Origin of the sequence: Streptococcus mitis (assembly GCF_023109105.1) — a bacterium.
In the GTDB taxonomy this organism is placed as follows: Bacteria; Bacillota; Bacilli; order Lactobacillales; family Streptococcaceae; genus Streptococcus; species Streptococcus mitis_BW.
The window spans coordinates 1-19,536 of record NZ_JALDTZ010000018.1 but is presented as its reverse complement, the minus strand read 5'-3'; the positions used below and the strand labels follow the sequence as shown (position 1 = coordinate 19,536).

Annotated in this window: 18 protein-coding genes and 1 pseudogene; all 19 read left to right on the top strand. The window is 34.3% G+C overall.

Translation table 11 applies throughout. The annotated features are described in order from the left end of the window. Positions 1–4: 4 nt before the first annotated feature. Positions 5–736, top strand: coding sequence for a capsular polysaccharide biosynthesis protein Cps4B (gene cps4B, locus M1F37_RS08920; protein WP_247935529.1), 732 nt, complete (start codon positions 5–7; stop codon positions 734–736). A gap of 8 nt (positions 737–744) precedes the next feature. Further along, the gene (locus tag M1F37_RS08915) at positions 745–1,437 is read left to right on the top strand and encodes a CspC family polysaccharide chain length determinant protein (protein ID WP_247935528.1); all 693 of its coding nucleotides are present in this window, start codon (positions 745–747) and stop codon (positions 1,435–1,437) included. Between the two features lie 10 nt (positions 1,438–1,447). Beyond that, complete coding sequence (locus tag M1F37_RS08910; protein ID WP_247935527.1) at positions 1,448–2,152, top strand: tyrosine-protein kinase; 705 nt, start codon at positions 1,448–1,450, stop codon at positions 2,150–2,152. A 23-nt stretch (positions 2,153–2,175) separates the two neighbouring features. Beyond that, positions 2,176–3,525, top strand: a complete 1,350-nt coding sequence (locus tag M1F37_RS08905) for a sugar transferase (RefSeq protein WP_247935526.1) — start codon at positions 2,176–2,178, stop codon at positions 3,523–3,525. A gap of 30 nt (positions 3,526–3,555) precedes the next feature. Further along, positions 3,556–4,728, top strand: a complete 1,173-nt coding sequence (cps2T, locus tag M1F37_RS08900; protein ID WP_247935525.1) for a beta 1-4 rhamnosyltransferase Cps2T — start codon at positions 3,556–3,558, stop codon at positions 4,726–4,728. After that, on the top strand, positions 4,725–6,008 hold the full coding sequence (locus M1F37_RS08895) for a glycosyltransferase (protein ID WP_247935524.1): 1,284 nt from the start codon (positions 4,725–4,727) through the stop codon (positions 6,006–6,008). Before cps2T ends, M1F37_RS08895 begins: the two co-directional genes overlap by 4 nt. After that, positions 5,986–6,675, top strand: a complete 690-nt coding sequence (locus M1F37_RS08890) for an acyltransferase (RefSeq protein WP_247935523.1) — start codon at positions 5,986–5,988, stop codon at positions 6,673–6,675. The genes M1F37_RS08895 and M1F37_RS08890 overlap by 23 nt, the downstream gene beginning before the upstream one ends. A gap of 216 nt (positions 6,676–6,891) precedes the next feature. Then, positions 6,892–7,860: a DUF6625 family protein gene (locus tag M1F37_RS08885; protein ID WP_247935522.1), complete on the top strand. Its 969-nt coding sequence runs from the start codon at positions 6,892–6,894 to the stop codon at positions 7,858–7,860. Then, positions 7,857–8,927 carry a glycosyltransferase gene (locus tag M1F37_RS08880; RefSeq protein ID WP_247935521.1) on the top strand — a complete coding sequence of 357 codons (1,071 nt, stop codon included), beginning with the start codon at positions 7,857–7,859 and terminating at the stop codon, positions 8,925–8,927. The genes M1F37_RS08885 and M1F37_RS08880 overlap by 4 nt, the downstream gene beginning before the upstream one ends. A gap of 35 nt (positions 8,928–8,962) precedes the next feature. Beyond that, positions 8,963–10,114, top strand: coding sequence for an O-antigen ligase family protein (locus M1F37_RS08875; protein ID WP_247935520.1), 1,152 nt, complete (start codon positions 8,963–8,965; stop codon positions 10,112–10,114). Continuing rightward, the gene (locus M1F37_RS08870) at positions 10,111–11,526 is read left to right on the top strand and encodes an oligosaccharide flippase family protein (RefSeq protein ID WP_247935519.1); all 1,416 of its coding nucleotides are present in this window, start codon (positions 10,111–10,113) and stop codon (positions 11,524–11,526) included. The genes M1F37_RS08875 and M1F37_RS08870 overlap by 4 nt, the downstream gene beginning before the upstream one ends. 11 nt (positions 11,527–11,537) lie before the next feature. Continuing rightward, on the top strand, positions 11,538–12,638 hold the full coding sequence (glf, locus tag M1F37_RS08865) for a UDP-galactopyranose mutase (RefSeq protein ID WP_247935518.1): 1,101 nt from the start codon (positions 11,538–11,540) through the stop codon (positions 12,636–12,638). Beyond that, on the top strand, positions 12,635–13,627 hold the full coding sequence (locus M1F37_RS08860) for a stealth family protein (protein ID WP_247935517.1): 993 nt from the start codon (positions 12,635–12,637) through the stop codon (positions 13,625–13,627). Before glf (M1F37_RS08865) ends, M1F37_RS08860 begins: the two co-directional genes overlap by 4 nt. Before the next feature lie 10 nt (positions 13,628–13,637). After that, the gene (locus M1F37_RS08855; RefSeq protein ID WP_247935516.1) at positions 13,638–14,693 is read left to right on the top strand and encodes a galactofuranosyltransferase; all 1,056 of its coding nucleotides are present in this window, start codon (positions 13,638–13,640) and stop codon (positions 14,691–14,693) included. A gap of 87 nt (positions 14,694–14,780) precedes the next feature. Continuing rightward, positions 14,781–15,650, top strand: coding sequence for a glucose-1-phosphate thymidylyltransferase RfbA (gene rfbA / locus M1F37_RS08850; RefSeq protein WP_247935515.1), 870 nt, complete (start codon positions 14,781–14,783; stop codon positions 15,648–15,650). Continuing rightward, positions 15,651–16,244, top strand: a complete 594-nt coding sequence (locus M1F37_RS08845) for a dTDP-4-dehydrorhamnose 3,5-epimerase family protein (RefSeq protein WP_247935514.1) — start codon at positions 15,651–15,653, stop codon at positions 16,242–16,244. A gap of 12 nt (positions 16,245–16,256) precedes the next feature. Continuing rightward, positions 16,257–17,306, top strand: coding sequence for a dTDP-glucose 4,6-dehydratase (gene rfbB, locus M1F37_RS08840; protein WP_247935513.1), 1,050 nt, complete (start codon positions 16,257–16,259; stop codon positions 17,304–17,306). Between the two features lie 65 nt (positions 17,307–17,371). Beyond that, complete coding sequence (gene rfbD / locus M1F37_RS08835) at positions 17,372–18,223, top strand: dTDP-4-dehydrorhamnose reductase (protein ID WP_247935512.1); 852 nt, start codon at positions 17,372–17,374, stop codon at positions 18,221–18,223. Between the two features lie 62 nt (positions 18,224–18,285). After that, a pseudogene (glf, locus tag M1F37_RS08830) lies at positions 18,286–19,389 on the top strand (UDP-galactopyranose mutase). The last annotated feature ends 147 nt before the right edge of the window (positions 19,390–19,536 follow it).

The window sequence follows — 19,536 nt, the reverse complement described above, 5'->3', positions numbered from 1 at the left end:
CAAAATGATTGATATTCATTCGCATATTGTATTTGGTGTGGATGATGGTCCGAAATCTAAGCAAGAAAGCAAGGCGCTTTTAACAGAAGCCTATAGGCAAGGGGTAAGGACTATTGTATCGACATCGCATAGACGAAAAGGGATGTTTGAAACTCCTGAGGAGACAATAGAGACAAACTTCCAAGAAGTTAAGGAGCTAGCCAAGGAAGTGGCTCCAGACTTGACCATTCTCTATGGGGCAGAAATTTATTATACCCATGATGTGCTTGAGAAGTTAGAAAAACAGGTTATTCCAAGTCTTAATGGGACACGCTATGCTCTCATTGAGTTTAGTATGGCTACTCCTTATCGAGAAATCCATACTGCTTTGAGCAATCTTCTCATGCTTGGGCTAACGCCTGTAGTTGCCCACATTGAACGTTACCATGAATTAGAGAATAACGAAAAACGGGTGAAAGAGTTGATTGATATGGGTTGCTACACTCAAATCAATAGTTCAAGCATTTTAAAACCAAAGTTATTTGGGGATAAATATAAATTTATGAAGAAACGAGCTCGCTATTTTCTAGAGCGTGATTTGGTACATTTTGTTGCAAGTGATATGCATAATTTAGACCAAAGACCACCATACATGAAAGAAGCTTACGAGATCGTCTCAAAACAATACGGTGAAAGCAAGGCGAGAGAATTATTTATCGAAAATCCTCGCCTCATCTTAGCTGATCAAATTATTTAGGAGTTGACATGAAAGAAAATAAAGAAATCGGAATTGACGTTGTTCAATTATTTAAAATCCTTTGGAAGAAAAAAATCGCTATTATCCTAACTGCGATTGTAGCAGCTGTCTTAGCTTTCGGTGTAAGCAGTTTTGTTCTTACGCCTGAGTATTCGAGTACGACACGTATTTACGTGGTCAATCGAAATCAATCGGAAAAAGCAGGGTTGACCAACCAGGATTTGCAAGCCGGTAGCTATCTAGTAAAAGACTATAAGGAAATTATCCTTTCTCAAGATGTACTGGAGAAAGTCATTTCAAATCTTAAACTAGAGAAGACAGTTAAGGAATTAAGCAAGAAGATTCAGGTAACAGTACCTGTAGATACTCGTATCGTGTCAATTGCTGTAAAAAATTCCCAACCAGAAGAGGCCAGCCGTATCGCAAATGCTCTTCGCGAAGTGGCTGCTGAAAAAATCATTTCTGTAACTCGAGTATCTGATGTGACAACACTAGAGGAAGCAAGACCAGCACTAACACCTTCATCACCTAATATTCGTCGAAATACTGCGCTTGCTTTCCTAGTAGGTGGTGCAGTGATGGTTGTTTCAGTCTTATTGCTTGAATTATTTGACGATCGTGTCAAACGACCAGAAGATGTCGAAGAAGTCATGCAGGTTGCACTTTTAGGAATTGTTCCAGATTTGGATAAGTTAAAGTAAGGGAGAAGACATGCCAACATTAGAAATCGCACAAAAGCGTTTAGATTTTGCTAAAAAAGCTGAAGAACACTATAATGCTTTGCGCACCAATATTCAATTGAGTGGTGATAATTTGAAAGTTCTTGCCATCTCATCTGTCAGACCTGGTGAAGGAAAATCTACAACGTCAACTAATATCGCCTGGGCTTTCGCGCGTGCAGGCTATAAAACATTACTAGTAGATGCGGATATCCGTAATTCAGTTATGTCTGGGGTCTTCAAGTCAAGAGAAAAAATTACTGGATTGACTGACTTTTTGGCAGGGACAACAGACCTTTCTCATGGACTTTGTGATACAAATGTTGAAAATCTATTTGTTATTCAGGCAGGTCCAGTGTCACCTAATCCAACAGCCCTCCTGCAGAGTGAAAATTTCCATACCATGATTGATACTTTGCGTAAGTATTTTGACTATGTCATTGTGGATACTGCACCGATTGGGATTGTCATTGACGCTGCTATCATTACACAAAAATGTGACGCTTCTATCTTAGTAACAGCAGCTGGAGAGACAAAACGACGTGATGTCTTAAAGGCGAAGGAACAGTTAGAACAAACAGGAACTCCATTTTTAGGTGTAGTTCTAAATAAATTTAATACGGAAGTTGAAAAATACGGAGCTTATGGTGGCTATGGAGCCTATGGTTCCTATGGAAATTATGGGAAAAAGAAGTAGGTAGAGTTACCTAGGAGGTAGTTTTGAGAGAAGTATCAAATATTCGAAAATTAGAGATTCTCATAATACAACTGTTTCCAATTTATCTGTTACCTTTTGTATTGGATATTCATGAACATGTACTATTTCTAATGGTTGTTCATGTCATGTCTTACTATGTCAGTGATTATAGTAAGAATTTTAAATATCGGAGTATAGCAGAAGAGCTGATACAGACAATAAAGTACGAATTGGTATACCTGTTATTAGCTCTTGTTGTTTTTCCATTGTTAGCACCCGACTTACCTTATTTAAGCATCTACAATTTATTATGGATTGTAGAGGTAAATACGCTTTTTATCCTAGTACTTAATCTCTTTATTCGTAAGCTTTGGAAGTTCTTGTCTCGCAAAAAAAAATATACTCAGCGAATCTTGCTAGTGACCACACGTTCACGAGTTGAGAGAGTACTACAGCAACTTTCTGCTTATGAGTATGGCTATGTTTCAGCTGTTTGTATTGTAGATGGTGAGCAATCTGAATCTTCTAATTTTACAATCGTTACGTTGGATAACTTAGTAACCTATGCTACGAGATCAGTAGTAGATCAAGTGGTGATTAATCTCCCAAGTGAAAATTTTTTAATTGCAGATTTTGTTTCTCAATTTGAAATGATGGGGTTGCCAGTAGCTGTCAATATAGCGGCGTTAGAATTTGTAACCAATAGTGAAAAAGCGATTCAACGTTTTGGGAACTCTAGTGTTGTTAATTTTTCCACAACCTTCTATCGTTCAAGTGATATTGCTCTTAAACGTTCTATAGATATTATTGGCTCCTTGGTTGGTCTGATTATTTGTGGTCTGGTGTCTATTTTTCTTGTTCCTCTGATAAAAAGAGATGGAGGCCCTGCTATTTTTATCCAAGATAGGATTGGTAGAAATGGCCGAGTATTTAAATTTTATAAATTCCGTTCTATGAGAGTAGATGCGGAGGAAATCAAGAAGGACTTGATGAGTCAGAATCAGATGCAGGGTGGAATGTTTAAGATTGAAAACGATCCACGAATTACAAAGATTGGGCATTTTATTAGAAAAACGAGTCTAGATGAATTGCCACAATTTTGGAATGTTCTAAAAGGTGATATGAGTTTAGTTGGTACTAGACCACCAACCTTAGATGAGTATATGACGTATACACCGGAACAAAAACGTCGTCTAAGTTTTAAACCTGGAATCACAGGTCTTTGGCAGATTAGTGGTAGAAGTGAAATTAAGAATTTTGATGATGTTGTTAAGTTAGATGTTGCCTATATAGATGGGTGGACAATTTGGAAAGATATTGAAATTTTATTGAAAACAATTAAAGTTGTAGTTATGAGAGATGGGGCAAAGTGATTTTTGCCCTTCCATCTTGTTAGGAGTGAAATGAAACAGTCAGTTTATATCATTGGTTCCAAAGGGATTCCTGCAAAGTATGGAGGCTTTGAAACCTTTGTAGAAAAATTAACCGAATATCAAAAAGACAGCAACATACAATACTATGTAGCTTGTATGCGTGAAAATTCAGCTAAATCAGGCATCATGGATGACCAATTTGAGCATAATGGGGCCATTTGTTTCAATATTGATGTGCCTAATATTGGGCCGGCTCGTGCTATCGCTTACGATATTGCAGCGGTCAATAAGGCTATTGAATTGGCTAAGGAAAACAAGGACGAGGCTCCCATTTTTTACATTCTAGCTTGTCGCATCGGGCCGTTTATTTCTGGACTCAAGAAAAAAATTCGTGCGATCGGAGGAAGTCTACTTGTGAATCCCGATGGGCATGAATGGTTGAGAGCAAAATGGAGCCTGCCAGTTCGTAAGTACTGGAAATTCTCAGAGCAACTCATGGTCAAGCATACGGATTTATTGGTATGTGATAGCAAAAATATCGAACAATATATTCAAGAGGACTATAAACAGTATCAACCAAAGACCACCTATATTGCCTATGGGACAGACACTGCTCCTTCAAGCCTGAAGGCTGAAGATGCCAAGGTTCGGAACTGGTATCAGGAAAAAGGTGTTAGCGAAAATGGCTATTATCTAGTGGTGGGGCGATTTGTTCCTGAAAACAACTACGAAACCATGATTCGTGAATTTATCAAGTCCAAGTCCAAGAAGGACTTTGTCCTCATCACAAATGTGGAGCAGAATAATTTTTACGATCAGTTGTTACAGGATACTGGTTTTGACAAAGATCCTAGGGTTAAATTTGTTGGTACAGTCTATGACCAAGAATTGCTCAAGTACATTCGTGAAAATGCCTTTGCTTATTTCCATGGTCATGAAGTTGGGGGAACCAATCCTTCGCTTTTAGAAGCTCTGGCATCAACTAAACTGAATTTATTGCTAGATGTTGGCTTTAACCGTGAGGTTGGTGAAGACGGGGCTATTTATTGGGAAAAAGACGAGTTGGCACGCGTCATTGAGGAAGTAGAAGGATTTGATCAGGCAACGATAGCTGACTTGGATTTTAACTCAAGCAAAAGAATCCTCTCAGCTTTCACATGGGAAAAGATTGTATCAGATTACGAGGAAGTATTTATTAAATGAAAATTTTACATTATACTTTAGGTTTTCAGCCATTACGTACAGGTGGACTTGTTAAGTATGCAGAAGATTTAATGAATCAGCAGGTTGAATCAGGATATGAAGTAATAGCACTTTATCCGGGTAGTATTAAAATTTTTTCGCATGATTTAGTTATAAAATCTACAAAATCAAGAGGTTTTGATTGTTACGAATTAATAAATAGTTTGCCATTAGCAATATTTGGTGGTTTTACAGAGCCGGATTCATTTATGAAAAAATGTGATAAAAGAGTATATTATAATTTTCTACAAAAAATTAATCCAGATATAATTCATGTACACTCATTAATGGGAATACATAAAGAATTTTTTGAATCTGCCCATGAATTAGGTATAAAGATATTTTTTACTAGTCATGACTATTATGGATTGGCACCAGTCCCCAATTTTTTCTTTAACGGAGTAGATTATAGTGAGAATAATACTAATATATCCTGGAATATAATGTCTTCAAATGCTCTCAGTGTAAAAAAACTTCGTTTTTTTCAAGTTCCCTTTTATCCAACAATTAGGAGAGTATTGAGAGTATTAAGAAAAAGTCTAAAATCTAGGAGCACTATAGAAGTTTCTGAGAGAAAAGAGCTTGTTAATTATAGAGATATCCGATCATATTATAAAGAAATATTTAATTTAATTGATGCTTATTTATTTAATAGTAGTTTAGCAAGGGATGTTTATATAAAAAACGGAGTTCTTCCCCAAACAGAAGAAATTATTTCTATTTCTAATAGTAATATTCGAAAACGAAATGTAATTAGAAAAAATCGTAATAAAAGTGTAATAGCCTATATTGGTCCAGATGAAGATTATAAAGGTTATTTTGATTTTATCGATTTTGTAAATGATATTGATAAAGAAAAATATGAAATAAAAACCTACGGTCATTTACCTAATGGAGAGTGTCCTACCTATATTCAACAAAATGGATATTTCACACAAAAAAATATTGATTCGATATACTCTGATATAGATATTCTTATCGTACCTAGTAATTGGAAAGAAACATTTGGTCTTATTACGATAGAAGCGTTATCGTACGGTGTGAAGGTATTTGTTAGCGAGAATGTGGGTTCTAAAGATTTACTTTCAGAATCGTATGTATTCCGAGACAAACAAGATTTATTATACAAAATAAAAAGTATTGAATATGAAGAACAAGCTATAAATACTATGGAAGATCATATGGTTGAAGTAAAAAAATATTATGAAAGAATAATAAATGAATATAAAAAGAATAGTTAAAATAATCACTGGAAGAGATATTGAAATTCACCCAGATGTTCCAATAAATTACGTTATGAAAAAAGGAATTATTTATAGTTTAGGTTTAATAAAAGGTGTAATTCGTAGTATAGGATTTGGTAAAAGAGGGAATCGTTTTTTTATAGGTAATGGTGTTTCTATTTCTGCCAAACATAAATTATATATTGGAAATAATGTAAGAATTGGTCACTATGTAGTGATAGATGCGCTATCAGAAAATGGTGTACAACTTGCGGATTATGTAAAAATAGGTGATTATTCCCAGATTATAGGAACTGGCTCAATAAATAATATGGGTAAAGGTCTAAGTATTGGAAAAAATTCTTCATTCTCAGAATTTTGTTTATTTGGCGCTGCAGGAGGAATAACTATTGGAGATGATGTAATTTCAGGCCAAAATGTACGCTTCCACTCTGAAAATCATAATTATGATAATATTGATAAATTAATAAGAGAACAAGGTGTCAATAGAAAAGGAATTTCTGTTGGGAATAATTGCTGGATTGGGGCGGGTGCAGTATTCTTAGATGGATCAAGTATAGGATCGGGGTGTATTGTAGCCGCTAACTCAGTAGTAACGAAACATTTCCCAGACAATGTTATTATTGGTGGTGTACCCGCTAAGATTTTAAAAAAAAGGTCTTAGTTGAAACTCTTTAAAAATTAATTATTCTAGAGATTTTCCACATACATAAAGAAACAACTAAAAATTGTGCTAAGTTTTAAATTTTAATATTAAAAAATCTCTTAGAAAATAACAAAAAAATTTATTTATTCAAGTAAATTTCTGCGATTTGTTAATATGATATTTTAAAAATTCTTTCATAATTATATAAAAAATAAATAAGGATGATTCAAATAAATGAAAAAAATAAAAATCATTATTCCATACTTTGGAGCATTCCCAAAATTTTTCCCTTATTTTTTAATGACAGCTAGAAGAAATAAGAATATAGATTTTGAAATCTTTACGGATCAACCAATAGAGCAGTTCTCTTTATTAAATGCAAGAAATATACATTTTAATATATTGAGCTTTTCTGATTTAAAAAAGAAAATTCAATCAAAATTTAATTTTGAAATTTCGCTAGATAATCCCTATAAGCTGTGTGATTATAAACCAGCTTATGGGTTAATTTTTGAAGATGAGCTAATTGGGTATGATTATTGGGGTTTTTGTGATACTGATATCTTATTAGGAGATATTTATCAATTTTTAGAAGATTATGAGTTTTTTACAAAAGAATATGATAGATATGGACTTTTAGGTCACCTTCAGATATACAAAAATATAAAAGAGGTAAATACTATTTTTAAAACAGGTGTTGGTATGAGTTATCGACTGGACTACCAAAATGTTTATAGCAGTAGTAAAAATTTTATTTTTGACGAGCAAGAAGGAGTTCAGAAACTTTTTGAATACTCTCGGATGAATCAATTACAAGTAACTTGCTTTCATGATTTAGATATTTCTTGTTTTTCTTTTAGATGTAATGGTGAGAAAAAGGTACGAAGATATTATTATTGGACAGACTTAAAAGGCCTAGAGTCGATAGAGTTAAAAAAAGGAAATATAGAGATAACGCGACCTCTATACGTTCATTTCCAAAAAAGGAATATTGAATGTCCAGAAGTTCTAGAAAATAAACAATTTTATGTGGTTCCCAATCGTCTAGTTAATGGTGATAAATTATCAGTTGAAGAAATCAAAAGTATGACTCAAAATAAAATTTACTGGGAACATATAAAGAGGAGTATTCAGAAAAAATTTAAGAAAGAGAAATGGACTTTGGAATTCATGCTTCATAAGATAAGGATGAAAAATCAATGAATAATATAACGTTAAGTATTATAATACCTGTTTATAATGTTGAAGCTTACCTAAGAAGATGTTTGGACTCTATACTTAAACAAAATACTTTAGTAGACTATGAGATTATATTGATTAATGACGGATCGACTGATTCAAGTGGAAGAATTTGTGATGACTTCCAATCGCATTTCTCTAATATTCAGGTGAAGCATATAAAAAATAGTGGTGTTGCAGCAGCTAGGAACCTTGGGATATCTCTATCAAATGGGAAATTATTGTATTTTGTTGATCCAGATGACTATTTGGCAGAGGATTTTTTTATAGAGCTTGCTCCATATATAAATGATAATTGGGATATTTTATGTTTTGGTTTTAATGAAGTAAAAGAAAAAGATATGGCTACAATATCTTGTCGGACACATAGATATACTAAAATAGGAAAATTAACTCATGAGGAATTTATTAATAGTTTTATTGATTTCTTTAGGACAGATATGATGTACAATGTTTGGTCAAGAATTTATAAAAAAGATTTTATTTTGGAACATGGTATCGAGTTTCCCAAAAAATCCATTGGGGAAGATACCTTATTTAATTTTCAAGTTTATAAGTATTTAGAAACTATTCGATTTATTGAACCTTGTCTATACAATTATATAGCTGGTAGAAGTGGTTCTGCTTTAACAGAATTTAATCCCGATAGAATTGAAATTCAACTAAATGAGCTTGATGAGTTGAAACAGCTATTGAAAAAATTTAATATAGAAGATTATACTTTGTTAAAAGAAATAAAAACAAAAATTATTGTAAGTTCTACCTTTCAAATTTCTAATTTAGAAAATACAAAAAATTATAGAGTAGAACTATTAAAAAATATTATTGAAAATGAACAATTTGATGAAATTTTTTCCGGAGAGGTTTATCAAATCATTGGTTCTTATGGTGATTTATTAAAGAATAAAAAATTTTCTTTATTATTTAGAAGGTTGACGATAGAGCTACTTGCCAGAAAAAAATTCAGAACAGTATTGTTTATTGAAAAATTAAAAATGAATCCAATCTTACGTAAGATTGCTTTTAAATAATTTTGGCTATAAGAGCTAACAATAAAAAGGATATTATGTTAAAAATTAAATTTGAGAACCTTTTGGTTATTATTGTATTAACTATAATTACCGGATATGATACTATTATGACTACAATGTTGAATAGGACACTACCTAATATTCCTGTGATTTTATTAATATGTGTAGTTTTATTATTGATTTTTAGATTTTTATTTATAAAAAAATTTAGTGCATTTTATATTATATCGAGTATTTTATTGATATTGACAAGTATTATAGTGTTTTTACATACAGGTGGTACCAATTTTCTTTTGTATTCATTGTTGATTATACTATTGTATCAAGTAGATGTTGATGTGGTTTTGAAAACATATGTGGGTATATCAGGTATAATTGTTTTGTTAATCTTTCTACTTTCAATTTTAGGAGTAGTACCTAATTTACAATTTGCTCAAATCCGCTCATCTAGTTTAGTAGTTAGAAATTCATTTGGATTCATCTATCCAACTGATTTTGCTTCACACTGTTTTTACCTATATATTGCTTGGGGTTACTTGCTTAGAGAAAAACACATATTCTTCAGAACGATTGTGGGATTATCATTAGCATTCTTTTTACTAAAATTTTGTGATGCCCGACTAAATTCATTATCTGTTCTTGCTGCAACCTTGATTTTCATAATTATGTATTATACTAAAGAAAGAGAATTGAAAGTATACAGTATAATGCCATATTTTGCTCTTGTTTTTTCTGCTTTTATGTTTTATGTTTCCTACTTTTTTACATGGTCTTCTTCTTTCTATGTGAATTTAAATAATCTGTTTAGTATGAGATTGTTTTTAGGTAAAAATGCACTGGATACATATGGTTTGCCTTTATTTGGTAAAAGTGGAGTAAAGTTTATTGGCTACGGTGGAACCACTGAGTCGGTTCATAGTTATAACTATGTTGATTCATCTTATATCCAAATGTTATTTTATTATGGATTAATTCCTGTTGTATTGCTAGTATTGATTTATGTGTTTGCTTCAAAAAGAGTTCATAAACAAAAAAAGTTTTTATTTCTGGCCTTGTTATCTCTTATTACAATTAACTGTATGATTGAAGCTTTTTGGATAAGACCAGGATACAATATTTTTATGTTTACCATTTTTGCTAATTTGTATGATACCCAGAGCAAGGAAAAAAGAGAAGTAAAACTATGAAAGTAATAAAAAATTATGCATATAATCTTTCTTATCAGTTACTACTCATAATATTACCGATTATTACAACTCCATATGTTACGAGGGTGTTTTCTTCAAATGATATAGGAACTTATAGTTATTTTAACTCCATTGTTACCTATTTTATTTTGTTAGCTACTTTAGGAATAGCCAACTATGGGACAAAGGAGATCTCTGGTAATCGAATAATAATTCGTAAGAATTTTTGGGGGATTTATACTTTACAGTTAGGATCAGCTATTTTTTCTTTTGCACTGTATGTTTTACTATGCCTGACTTTGCCAGCTATGAAAAATCCTGTGGCTTATATTCTAGGTTTTAGTTTGATTTCTAAAGGTTTAGATATTTCTTGGTTATTTCAAGGTTTAGAGGACTTTCGAAAAATTACAGTCAGAAACATTACGGTGAAATTAGCTGGTGTTATTTCTATTTTTCTATTCATAAGATCAGCAAACGATCTATATTTATATGTTTTTTTACTGACTGCTTTTGATTTGTTGGGACAATTAATTATGTGGATACCAGCAAAAGAGTTTATTGGGAAACCAAACTTAGATTTGATGCATGCTAAACAGCATTTGAAACCAGTCATCTTATTGTTTTTGCCTCAGATTGCAATTTCACTTTATGTGACATTAGATAGCACTATGCTTGGAGTTCTTGCCTCAACAAGAGATGTTGGGATTTATGATCAATCATTAAAATTGATCAATATCCTATTGACTATAGTGACTTCGTTAGGTAGTGTCATGTTGCCACGAGTTTCAAATCTTTTATCTTCAGGGGATCATAAAGCAGTTAACAAAATGCATGAGATGTCATTTCTAATTTATAATTTGGTTATTTTTCCAATTATGGCAGGTATGTTAATTATAAATGATGATTTTGTTACCTTTTTCCTGGGGCAAGATTTTCAAGAGGCACGTTATGCGATAGCAATTATGATTTTTAGAATGTTCTTTATTGGTTGGACCAATATTATGGGAATTCAAATTCTGATACCTCATAATAAAAATAAAGAATTTATGCTGTCAACAACAATCCCTGCTATTGTTAGTGTGGGCTTAAATCTTCTTTTGCTTCCAAAGTTAGGCTATATAGGTGCTGCAATTGTGTCTGTCTTAACAGAGGTGCTAGTATGGTTGATACAGTTATTCTATACTCGCTCTTATTTGAGAGAGGTACCTATTCTAGGTTCATTGATTAGAATTATAATTTCATCGGGATTAATGTATGTTATCTTGTTATTTATAAAACAATTCCTAAATGTATCACCGATGATTAATGTGGGACTATATGCTGTTCTGGGAGCAATTATTTATGCCAGCTTGATTTTAATCTTGAAGGTAATAAATCCAAATGAGTTAAAACAACAACTATTAAAAAAATAAAGGAGTGTATTATGTACGATTATCTAATCGTTGGTGCTGGTTTGTCTGGAGCAATTTTTGCTTATGAAGCAACCAAGTGTGGAAAAAAAGTAAAAGTTATTGATAAACGTGACCACATTGGTGGAAATATCTACTGTGAGAATGTAGAAGGTGTTAATGTTCATAAATATGGTGCACATATCTTCCATACTTCTAATAAGAAAGTTTGGGATTATGTTAATCAATTTGCTGAATTTAACAACTACATTAATTCGCCTGTAGCTAATTACAAGGGTAGCCTTTATAATCTACCTTTCAATATGAATACTTTCTATGCTATGTGGGGGACAAAAACTCCTCAAGAAGTTAAAGATAAGATTGCTGAGCAAACGGCTCATATGAAGGACGTTGAACCTAAAAACTTGGAAGAACAGGCTATCAAGTTGATCGGTCCAGATATTTATGAAAAGTTGATTAAAGGATATACTGAAAAGCAATGGGGACGTTCTGCGACTGACCTTCCACCGTTTATCATTAAACGTCTCCCAGTTCGTTTGACTTTTGATAATAACTACTTTAATGACCGTTACCAAGGTATTCCAATTGGTGGCTATAATGTCATTATCGAAAATATGCTGAAGGATGTGGAAGTAGAACTTGGCGTTGATTTTTTTGCCAATCGTCAGGAATTAGAATCTTCTGCTGAAAAAGTTGTCTTTACAGGGATGATTGACCAATACTTTGACTATAAACATGGTGAGTTAGAATACCGTAGTCTTCGTTTTGAGCATGAAGTTCTGGATGAAGAAAATTATCAAGGAAATGCTGTGGTTAACTATACAGAGCGAGAAATTCCTTATACTCGCATTATTGAGCATAAACATTTTGAGTACGGTACACAAGATAAAACGGTTATTACTCGAGAATACCCAGCTGATTGGAAACGTGGAGATGAACCTTATTATCCAATCAATGATGAGAGAAACAATGCCATGTTTGCTAAATATCAAGAAGAAGCAGCACAGAATGATAAGGTAATTTTCTGTGGACGTTTGGCCGACTATAAATACTACGACATGCATGTGGTCATTGAACGTGCTCTAAATGTTGTAGAGGAAGAACTTTTAAAATGACACATGAAAAAATTGATATCGTTGTTCTCTGGGTAGATGGAAGTGATCCTGAGTTTATCCGTGAGAAACAAGCTGTGACAGCTCAAATAGCAGAAATAGACCAAGAAATAGACGGAGAGCAACGCTATCGTGATTACGGCATTTTTAATTATTGGTTTCGAATGATTGAAAAGCATGCCCCTTGGGTAAATAATGTTTACATAGTCACCAATGGACAAAAGCCGGAATGGTTGAATTTGGAACATCCAAAACTCAAGTTAGTTGCTCATAAGGAGTTTATCCCTGAAGAGTATCTACCTACCTATAATTCAGCGACCATTGAACTGAATCTCCATCGCATTGAAGGATTGTCGGAGAATTTTATTTATTTTAACGATGACATGTATTTGATAAAAGATGTAAAACCTGCAGATTTCTTTAAAAATAATCAACCGAAGCTTTTAGCAGTTTATGATGCTTTAGTTCCATGGTCGTCGTTTACAAACACTTATCATAATAACGTTGAATTGATTTATCGCCATTTCCCTAATAAAAAAGCCTTAAAATCTTCGCCTTGGAAATTCTTTAATTACCGTTATGGGTCCTTGGTTTTGAAAAACTTGTTACTCTTGCCATGGGGGCCAACAGGCTATGTGAACCAGCATTTACCTGTTCCGATGAAAAAGAGCACCTTGGCACATCTATGGGAAATTGAAGGAAAAACGTTAGATAAAACGTCACGAAATAAATTGAGAGATTATGGGGTAGATATTAATCAATACATCTGTCAGCATTGGCAAATTGAAAGTAATCAGTTTTATCCGATGTCAAAGAATTTTGGAGAGTCGATAGACCTAAATCAAATGGATCGATTAGAGAGTATCTTCAAAGATAAACATAAAAAAATGCTTTGTGTGAATGACGATGTTGACTTTAATGAGGAGAATATCATTCGGTTTAAAAAAATTTTGAAGGAACGCTATCCAGAAAAGTCTGCTTTTGAAAAATGAAAGGTAAAATATGAAATACTATTTAAAAGAAGAATTTTTAGACGATAATAATGTTAAAAATGCTGGTAATAAGGCGCGTAATGACGTTGAAGTGATTTTAAATGACCTAGATTATGCCCCCTTAAAAGTTATAGTTGATGACTGGTATAAAATGAATGTTCTTAATGCTCAGCTTCACAAATATAGAGCACTTTTGAGAGCCTTTAAACGCTTAAAGAAAAATGATGATATTGTGATACAATTTCCCTTGTTACATCATTCTTTGTTCATCAATAGTCTACTAAAATCTCTTAAAAATAGAGGTGTTAACATCTATCTGCTGATTCATGATTTAGAGACCTTGCGTTTTGTAAATGACAAGACTCTACCCTTTAGAATGAAGTTGCGGATGAAATTAACGGAAAGTGATACATTTCATAGTGTAACTGGCATTATTGCCCATAATCCTATTATGAAGTCAGTTTTGGTGGATAAAGGAGTGGCGGAAGATAGGATTGTCAGCCTTGGAATTTTTGATTATTTGATTCCAAATTTCCAAGAAAAAAGTGGACTGACAAAAGACCAGCCAATCATTGTAGCTGGTAATTTGGCCAAGGAAAAAGCTGGCTACTTATATGAGTTGCCTGCAAGTCCGGCATATAACCTCTATGGTGTTGGTTTTGATGAGGCTAGAAAGCTATCAAATGAAACCTATTTTGGTTCATTTTTTCCAGATGAACTACCGTCAGCATTAGAAGGAAGCTTTGGTTTAGTTTGGGACGGTGATAGTTCTAAAACTTGTAGTGGATTTTTTGGAGAATATCTACGCTATAACAATTCTCATAAATCGTCACTTTATTTGGCTTCGGGGTTTCCCATTATTGTTTGGAAGGAATCCGCTTTGTCACATTTTGTCTTAAAGAATAATTGTGGTATTACAGTTGATTCTTTGTTTGATATAAAAGAAAAAATCAATAATATTTCGGAAGAAGAATATCAAGAGTTAGTAGAAAATGCACAAAAGGTAGGAAATAATATAAGATCGGGATATTATTTGAAAACAGCTTTAGATACATTAACTAAATAATTAGTTTAAATTCACTAAATAATATATCACTTGTCTCTGATTACTAATTACAAAAATTCTAATTTAATATAGAAAGGTAGTTCGATTATGAAAGGTATTATCCTTGCAGGAGGTTCAGGAACTCGCTTGTATCCTTTGACTCGTGCTATATCCAAACAACTGATGCCGGTTTATGATAAACCCATGATTTATTATCCTCTATCGACACTCATGTTAGCGGGTATCAAAGATATTTTAATTATCTCGACTCCTCATGATTTACCTCGTTTTAAAGAACTGCTTCAAGATGGTTCGGAGTTGGGAATTAATCTTTTTTATGCGGAACAACCTAGTCCAGATGGATTGGCTCAGGCCTTCATTATCGGTGAAAAATTTATTGGAAATGACAGTGTCGCCCTAATTCTAGGAGATAATATTTACTATGGTCCTGGTCTATCTAAAATGCTTCAGAAGGCTGCTAATAAGGAGAAAGGTGCAACTGTTTTTGGATATCAAGTTAAGGATCCTGAAAGATTTGGTGTTGTGGAATTTGATGAGGAGATGAATGCTGTTTCTATTGAGGAAAAACCAGAACAACCTCGTTCCAATTATGCGGTGACCGGCCTTTATTTCTATGATAATGATGTTGTAGAAATTTCCAAAAATATTAAACCAAGCCCTCGTGGTGAATTGGAAATTACAGATGTAAACAAGGCTTACCTAGATTGCGGAGATTTATCGGTTGAGGTTATGGGACGTGGTTTTGCTTGGTTGGATACGGGCACTCATGAAAGTTTGCTAGAGGCTTCACAGTACATCGAAACAGTCCAACGGATGCAAAATGTTCAGGTGGCAAACTTGGAAGAAATTGCCTATCGCATGGGCTATATCAGTCGCGAAGATGTATTGGCCTTAGCCCAACCACTTAAGAAAAATGAATACGGACAGTATCTGCTCCGTTTGATTGGAGAAGCATAGATGACAGATAATTTTTTCGGTAAGACGCTTGCAGCACGCAAAGTTGAAGCTATTCCAGGTATGTTGGAATTCGATATCCCCGTTCATGGTGATAATCGTGGTTGGTTTAAAGAAAATTTCCAAAAGGAAAAAATGCTTCCACTTGGATTTCCAGAGTCTTTCTTTGCAGAAGGAAAATTGCAAAACAATGTATCCTTCTCGCGCAAAAATGTTCTCCGTGGTCTCCACGCAGAGCCTTGGGATAAGTACATCTCTGTGGCAGATGGTGGGAAAGTTCTGGGTTCTTGGGTTGATTTACGTGAGGGCGAAACCTTCGGAAATACCTACCAGACAGTAATTGATGCAAGCAAAGGAATCTTTGTCCCTCGAGGCGTGGCTAATGGTTTCCAAGTCCTATCAGATACAGTTTCTTATAGTTATCTGGTCAATGATTACTGGGCTCTTGAACTCAAACCCAAGTATGCCTTTGTAAACTACGCTGATCCAAGCCTTGGTATTGAATGGGAAAATCTTGCAGAAGCAGAGGTTTCAGAAGCAGATAAAAATCATCCACTACTCAAGGATGTAAAACCTTTGAAAAAAGAAGATTTGTAAAAAGGAAAGAATATGACTGAATATAAAAATATTATCGTGACAGGTGGAGCTGGTTTTATCGGTTCCAACTTTGTCCACTATGTTTACAAGAATTTTCCAGATGTTCATGTGACAGTCTTGGACAAGTTGACTTATGCTGGCAACCGCGCTAATATTGAGGAAATTTTAGGTGATCGTGTTGAGTTAGTTGTTGGTGACATTGCGGATGCAGAGTTGGTAGACAAGTTAGCAGCTCAAGCAGATGCTATTGTGCACTATGCCGCGGAAAGTCACAATGACAATTCGCTCAATGATCCATCACCATTTATCCATACTAACTTCATCGGAACCTATACTCTTTTAGAAGCTGCTCGTAAGTATGATATTCGCTTCCACCATGTATCGACAGATGAAGTTTATGGGGATCTCCCTCTACGTGAGGATTTGCCAGGTCATGGTGAAGGTCCAGGTGAGAAATTTACCGCTGAAACTAAATACAACCCAAGCTCGCCTTACTCATCAACTAAGGCAGCTTCAGACTTAATTGTCAAAGCCTGGGTACGATCATTCGGCGTCAAGGCAACCATTTCCAACTGTTCAAATAACTATGGTCCCTATCAACACATTGAAAAATTTATCCCACGTCAGATTACCAACATTCTAAGTGGAATTAAGCCAAAATTGTATGGTGAAGGAAAGAACGTTCGTGACTGGATTCATACCGATGATCATTCTTCAGGTGTATGGACAATCTTGACAAAAGGGCAAATCGGTGAAACTTACTTGATTGGTGCTGATGGCGAGAAGAATAACAAGGAAGTTTTGGAACTAATCCTTAAGGAAATGGGACAACCTGCGGATGCCTATGATCATGTGACTGACCGTGCAGGACATGATCTTCGCTATGCGATTGACGCAAGCAAGCTCCGTGATGAGTTGGGCTGGAAACCAGAATTCACCAACTTCGAACAAGGTCTCAAAGAAACCATTCAATGGTACAAAGATAACCAAGACTGGTGGAAAGCAGAGAAAGAAGCTGTTGAAGCCAATTATGCTAAGACTCAGGAGATTATTAAATTATAAGAAGCAGGAAATCGCTGCTTTTTATTGCTATATTGGGAAGAGTTACAAATTTGAAAGGTATAGAGATGATTTTACTTACAGGAGCAAATGGCCAATTAGGAACGGAACTTCGTTATTTATTGGATGAGCGTAATGAAGAATATGTAGCCGTAGATGTAGCTGAGATGGATATTACAGATGCAGAAATGGTTGAGAAAGTTTTTGAAGAAGTGAAACCGACTTTAGTATACCACTGTGCAGCCTACACCGCTGTTGATGCAGCAGAGGATGAAGGGAAAGAATTGGACTTTGCTATCAATGTTACAGGGACAGAAAATGTCGCAAAAGCATCTGAAAAGCATGGTGCAACTCTAGTTTATATTTCTACAGACTATGTCTTTGACGGTAAGAAACCAGTGGGACAAGAGTGGGAAGTAGATGACCGACCAGATCCACAGACAGAATACGGACGCACTAAGCGTATGGGAGAAGAGTTAGTTGAGAAGCATGTGTCTAATTTCTATATTATCCGTACTGCCTGGGTATTTGGAAATTATGGTAAAAACTTTGTTTTTACCATGCAAAATCTTGCGAAAACTCATAAGACTTTAACAGTTGTAAATGACCAGCATGGTCGTCCGACTTGGACTCGTACCTTGGCTGAATTCATGACCTACCTAGCTGAAAATTGCAAGGAATTTGGTTATTATCATTTATCAAATGATGCGACAGAAGACACAACTTGGTATGATTTTGCAGTTGAAATTTTGAAAGATACAGATGTGGAAATCAAGCCAGTAGATTCAAGTCAATTTCCAGCAAAAGCTAAACGTCCGTTAAACTCAACAATGAGCCTGGTCAAAGCTAAAGCTACTGGATTTGTCATTCCAACTTGGCAAGATGCCTTGAAAGAATTTTATAAACAAGAAGTGAGATAAGTAATAGAATGATTTTCTAGTCTAATAAAAGAGGCAGATAATAAACTCCAAAGTAGCATAAGATGTACGATTATCTTGTTGTTGGTGCTGGTCTTTTTGGTGCAGTATTTGCCCATGAAGCAGCCTTAAAAGGAAAAAAAGTAAAAGTCATTGAAAAACAAAATCATATCGAGGGTAATATCTATACTCGTGAAGAGGAAGGAATTCAAGTTCACCAGTATGGTGCTCATATCTTCCATACTTCTGATAAGGAGATTTGGGTTTATGTAAATCAGTTTGCAGAGTTTAACCGTTAAACAAACTCTCAAGTTGCAAACTATAAGGGTGAGATTTATAATCTTCCTTTTAATATGAATACCTTCAATAAACTTTGGGGAGTTGTAACGCCAGCAGAATCCCAGGCTAAGATTGATGAGCAACGTGTTGTTTTAAATGGCAAAACTCCAGAAAATCTGGAAGAACAGGCTATATCTTTTGTAGGTACAGATATCTACGAAAAATTAATCAAAGACTATACAGAGAAACAGTGGGGCAGGCCAACTACGGAACTTCCAGCCTTTATCATTCGCCGTTTGCCAGTACGCTTGACCTATGATAACAACTATTTTAATGATACCTATCAAGGGATTCCAATTGGTGGCTACACTAAAATAGTTGAAAAAATGTTGAATCATGAAAACATTGATGTAGAAACAAATGTTGATTTCTTTGCGAATAAAGAACAATATATGAAAGACTTCCCTAAGATTGTCTTTACTGGTATGATTGATGAATTCTTTGATTATAAATTAGGTGAACTAGAGTACCGTAGTCTTCGTTTTGAAAACGAGACCTTGGATATGGAGAATTACCAAGGAAATGCAGTTGTCAACTATACAGATGCAGATACCCCATATACTCGCATTATTGAACACAAACATTTTGAGTTTAGCAATCAAGAAAAGACTATCATTACTAAAGAACATTCGAAAACATGGGAAAAAGGTGATGAGCCTTATTATCCAGTAAATAATGATCGTAATAATCATTTGTATAAATCATATAAAAAACTTGCTGATGAGCAAGGGAATGTTATCTTTGGTGGGCGTTTAGGACACTATCGTTATTACGATATGCACCAAGTAATTGGAGCAGCTTTACAGTATGTAAGAAATGAGTTGGATTAAACAACTAAAACTGCTAACCAGTTGCTATTTAGAAATATAATCGATAATTCCTTGACTACCTAATGTAGTTGGGCTCTTTGTCAACTGTAGTGGGTTGAAAAAAGCTAACATCTGGAGAGGACGATCGTCGTTCTCTCCATTTTTATA

Bases quoted from the DNA above. Each gene is read 5' to 3' on its own strand.
- cps2T (WP_247935525.1), top strand. From the start codon at position 3,556: ATGAAACAGTCAGTTTATATCATTGGTTCCAAAGGGATTCCTGCAAAG.
- M1F37_RS08845 (WP_247935514.1), top strand. From the start codon at position 15,651: ATGACAGATAATTTTTTCGGTAAGACGCTTGCAGCACGCAAAGTTGAA.
- M1F37_RS08895 (WP_247935524.1), top strand. From the start codon at position 4,725: ATGAAAATTTTACATTATACTTTAGGTTTTCAGCCATTACGTACAGGT.
- M1F37_RS08885 (WP_247935522.1), top strand. From the start codon at position 6,892: ATGAAAAAAATAAAAATCATTATTCCATACTTTGGAGCATTCCCAAAA.
- M1F37_RS08890 (WP_247935523.1), top strand. From the start codon at position 5,986: ATGAATATAAAAAGAATAGTTAAAATAATCACTGGAAGAGATATTGAA.
- M1F37_RS08860 (WP_247935517.1), top strand. From the start codon at position 12,635: ATGACACATGAAAAAATTGATATCGTTGTTCTCTGGGTAGATGGAAGT.
- rfbA (WP_247935515.1), top strand. From the start codon at position 14,781: ATGAAAGGTATTATCCTTGCAGGAGGTTCAGGAACTCGCTTGTATCCT.
- cps4B (WP_247935529.1), top strand. From the start codon at position 5: ATGATTGATATTCATTCGCATATTGTATTTGGTGTGGATGATGGTCCG.
- M1F37_RS08855 (WP_247935516.1), top strand. From the start codon at position 13,638: ATGAAATACTATTTAAAAGAAGAATTTTTAGACGATAATAATGTTAAA.
- M1F37_RS08875 (WP_247935520.1), top strand. From the start codon at position 8,963: ATGTTAAAAATTAAATTTGAGAACCTTTTGGTTATTATTGTATTAACT.
- M1F37_RS08915 (WP_247935528.1), top strand. From the start codon at position 745: ATGAAAGAAAATAAAGAAATCGGAATTGACGTTGTTCAATTATTTAAA.
- M1F37_RS08910 (WP_247935527.1), top strand. From the start codon at position 1,448: ATGCCAACATTAGAAATCGCACAAAAGCGTTTAGATTTTGCTAAAAAA.
- rfbD (WP_247935512.1), top strand. From the start codon at position 17,372: ATGATTTTACTTACAGGAGCAAATGGCCAATTAGGAACGGAACTTCGT.
- M1F37_RS08880 (WP_247935521.1), top strand. From the start codon at position 7,857: ATGAATAATATAACGTTAAGTATTATAATACCTGTTTATAATGTTGAA.
- M1F37_RS08870 (WP_247935519.1), top strand. From the start codon at position 10,111: ATGAAAGTAATAAAAAATTATGCATATAATCTTTCTTATCAGTTACTA.
- rfbB (WP_247935513.1), top strand. From the start codon at position 16,257: ATGACTGAATATAAAAATATTATCGTGACAGGTGGAGCTGGTTTTATC.
- glf (WP_247935518.1), top strand. From the start codon at position 11,538: ATGTACGATTATCTAATCGTTGGTGCTGGTTTGTCTGGAGCAATTTTT.